Annotated in this window: 2 protein-coding genes and 1 pseudogene; 2 read left to right on the top strand and 1 reads right to left on the bottom strand. The window is 36.2% G+C overall.

The features are described from left to right. Together BLV99_RS17905 and BLV99_RS17900 are read left to right on the top strand one after the other, a co-directional pair. Window positions 1–263, top strand: a 263-nt coding sequence (locus BLV99_RS17905) for an integrase core domain-containing protein (RefSeq protein ID WP_005401423.1), incomplete at its 5' end; no start/stop codon positions are given. A gap of 81 nt (window positions 264–344) precedes the next feature. After that, complete coding sequence (locus BLV99_RS17900; protein WP_000693745.1) at window positions 345–2,300, top strand: alkyl/aryl-sulfatase; 1,956 nt, start codon at window positions 345–347, stop codon at window positions 2,298–2,300. A gap of 357 nt (window positions 2,301–2,657) precedes the next feature. Here BLV99_RS17900 and BLV99_RS17895 read toward each other — a convergent pair. Continuing rightward, window positions 2,658–2,840: pseudogene (locus BLV99_RS17895) on the bottom strand (IS30 family transposase); the annotation flags it as partial.

Here is a 2,840-nt window from a genome sequence, read left to right as displayed (position 1 = left end):
ATGTATTGAAATCAAATGACATCCAAATCAGCATGGATGGTAAAGGTCGATGGGTTGATAATGTGATGGTTGAACGATTATGGCGGAGCGTTAAATATGAAGAGGTGTATCTCAAAGCCTACAGCAATGTTTTGGATGCGAAGAAGCAATTAAACGCATATTTTGAATTTTATAATTTGAAACGACCTCATTCGAGTCTGGACAAAATGACTCCAGATGAGTTTTACTATGACCAGCTACCACAACAAAATAAGGTAGCTTAACTAGAGCAGAGTATCACTTATAAATAAGCTTTTAGTTGTTCAAACATGTGGGACCACCTCTATTTAAAAAAAGGAAAGAAGATGAAAATTAAGTTTTTAACAGTTTCATTGATGCTTATTCTGCCATTTTCTGTTTTTGCAGCAAATACTGTAGTAGAAAAAGCGGTCATTGAATCAAATAATACATATAAGGCGAAGTATAACTTAGAGGATATGACTGAGTTTAATCAGGCTCAAAAGGGCTTTATTGCCAAGCCAACAGGTCAAATTAAAAGTGAGAAAGGCAATGTTATCTGGGATTTTGATGCATTTAGTTTTTTACAAGATCAAGCACCAAATACCGTTAATCCCACTCTATGGCGACAAGCAAAATTAAACAACAATGTTGGGCTATTTAAAGTAACAGATCGAGTTTGGCAAATTCGTGGTTTTGATTTGGCAAATATGACCATCATTCAGGGTGATACTGGCTGGATTATTGTGGATACATTAACCTCTAAAGAAACGGCTGAAGCAGCACTTAAATTTGCTAGACAGCATTTAGGTGAGCAAAAAATTTCAGCCATTATCTTTACCCATAGCCATATCGATCATTTTGGTGGTGCATTAGGCGTTCTTTCTAGCGAAGAAATTAACGCTAGAAAAACTCCAATTATTGCGCCAAAAGGCTTTATGGAAGAAGCGACCAGTGAAAATGTGATGGCAGGTTCAGCCATGATACGTCGTGCGACTTATATGTATGGAACTTTTCTACCTAAAAATGCGGAAGGATTGGTGGATACAGGTTTAGGTAAGGCTGTTGCTGTGGGAAAAATGGGCATCCTTGAGCCTACACAACTGATCACTCAACCAGAACAGAAAATGACGGTTGATGGCTTGGATTTTGTGTTTTATAACGTGCCGGGTTCAGAAGCACCAGCAGAATTAACGTTCTCTATCCCATCATTGAAACTTTATAACGGCGCAGAAATTCTATCTCATACCATGCATAATCTTTATACCCTTCGGGGTGCTAAAGTCCGTGATGCCTTAAAATGGGTGGGCTATCTAGACCAAGCAATGCAGCATGCCAAAGCATCCGATGTATTGATTGCACAGCATCATTGGCCTGTCTGGGGCAATGACAATATTCAAGATTTTATTAAAACCCAGCGAGATGTTTATAAGTTCACGCATGATCAGACGGTGAGATATATGAACTCTGGTTTTAATGGCGCTGAAATTGCCGAAAAAATTAAGCTTCCAGCGGCACTTGATCAAAAACTATATGCTCATGGCTATTATGGAACCCTAAAACATAATGTAAAAGCAGTATACCAATATTATATGGGATGGTTCGATGCCCATCCTTCCAATTTAGATCCATTACCCCCTAAAGCTGTTGCAAAAAAATATATTGAGTTAGCAGGTGGGGAGAACAATGCATTGAAAAATGCGCGGGATGCCTACGCTCAAGCTGACTATAGATGGGCTGCCGAGATTTTAAAACATATTGTGTTGAATAACCCTCAAAACCAACAAGCAAAAGACTTATTGGCGAATACTTATCGTCAATTGGGCTATGCTGCTGAGGCTTCAACTTGGCGTAATTTCTTTTTGGTGGGCGCTCAAGAGCTACAAAATAATGTACCCCTACAAAATACTTCTGATCCGAGTGATTTATTGATTCATACACCAACTGAAAGATTTCTTGAAGCTATGGCGACAAATTTAGATGTGGAAAATTTAAAAAATGAAAACCAGTGTATCAATCTGGTTTTGTCGGATACCAAAGAGCATTTTTCATTATGGGTTGAAAACTCAGTCATGCAGTTTAAGCGTTATGATGAAAGTAAAGATTTGGCATTGGATTGCCCTACATTAACCTTAACCAAGCCCTTATATCTAAAAATGATTACAGGTCAAATAGAAGGGGTAAAAGTCCTGCTTTCTAAAGACAGTAAAGTCAAAGGTAATCCACTGAAAATTGGAAAATTCTTTGCAATGTTTAAACGTCCAGATTCAATTTTCCCGATTGTGACTCGACCAAATGGCTAAGCTCAAATAAGTAAAGTCGAAACTTAAATTAATAGATCCAAAGAAATGGGTGAAATTATCAACTTGGTTCTCCCAATCTTATAACAGGAATACAAGAAATTATTTCTTGTATTCCTCTTTAAAATTAAAAGTAAGCTATATGTATTTTAACTCTATTGATACTTTATTAAATGGTTTTTGAATTTTTATACTTTATTTTCGATGGAGATATTTTTATTAGTAGCTTGTTTAAAAAAGATTTGTTTATTTTTCTATTAATTGCTTCTAAATAATAACTTCAATATTTTTGTGGTTAAAAGGCAAGGGGGTATTATGATGTGTTTTTTATTGAAAATAAGCTTTTATATTAGGGCGAATTCAAACATGAGGTGCGACAGTTTGAAAAGTCTTATGATAATCAACAAGCTGAGCAAATTTCTCTAATGGTGTAAGCCAATCTAACGCTTTTCTAGGACGAGTATTCAGTGACATGGCAACTTGATTTAAATAATGCTGATCTGCCTGATTTAAATCAATCCCTTTAGGTAAATATTGCCTAAT

It is taken from the genome of Acinetobacter kyonggiensis (assembly GCF_900107285.1).
Classification (GTDB): Bacteria; Pseudomonadota; Gammaproteobacteria; order Pseudomonadales; family Moraxellaceae; genus Acinetobacter; species Acinetobacter kyonggiensis.
Note: the sequence above shows the minus strand (reverse complement) of the source record. Positions and strands in the feature narration are given on the sequence as shown.

Coding starts and splice junctions, on each gene's coding strand:
- BLV99_RS17900 (WP_000693745.1), top strand. CDS start 345: ATGAAAATTAAGTTTTTAACAGTTTCATTGATGCTTATTCTGCCATTT.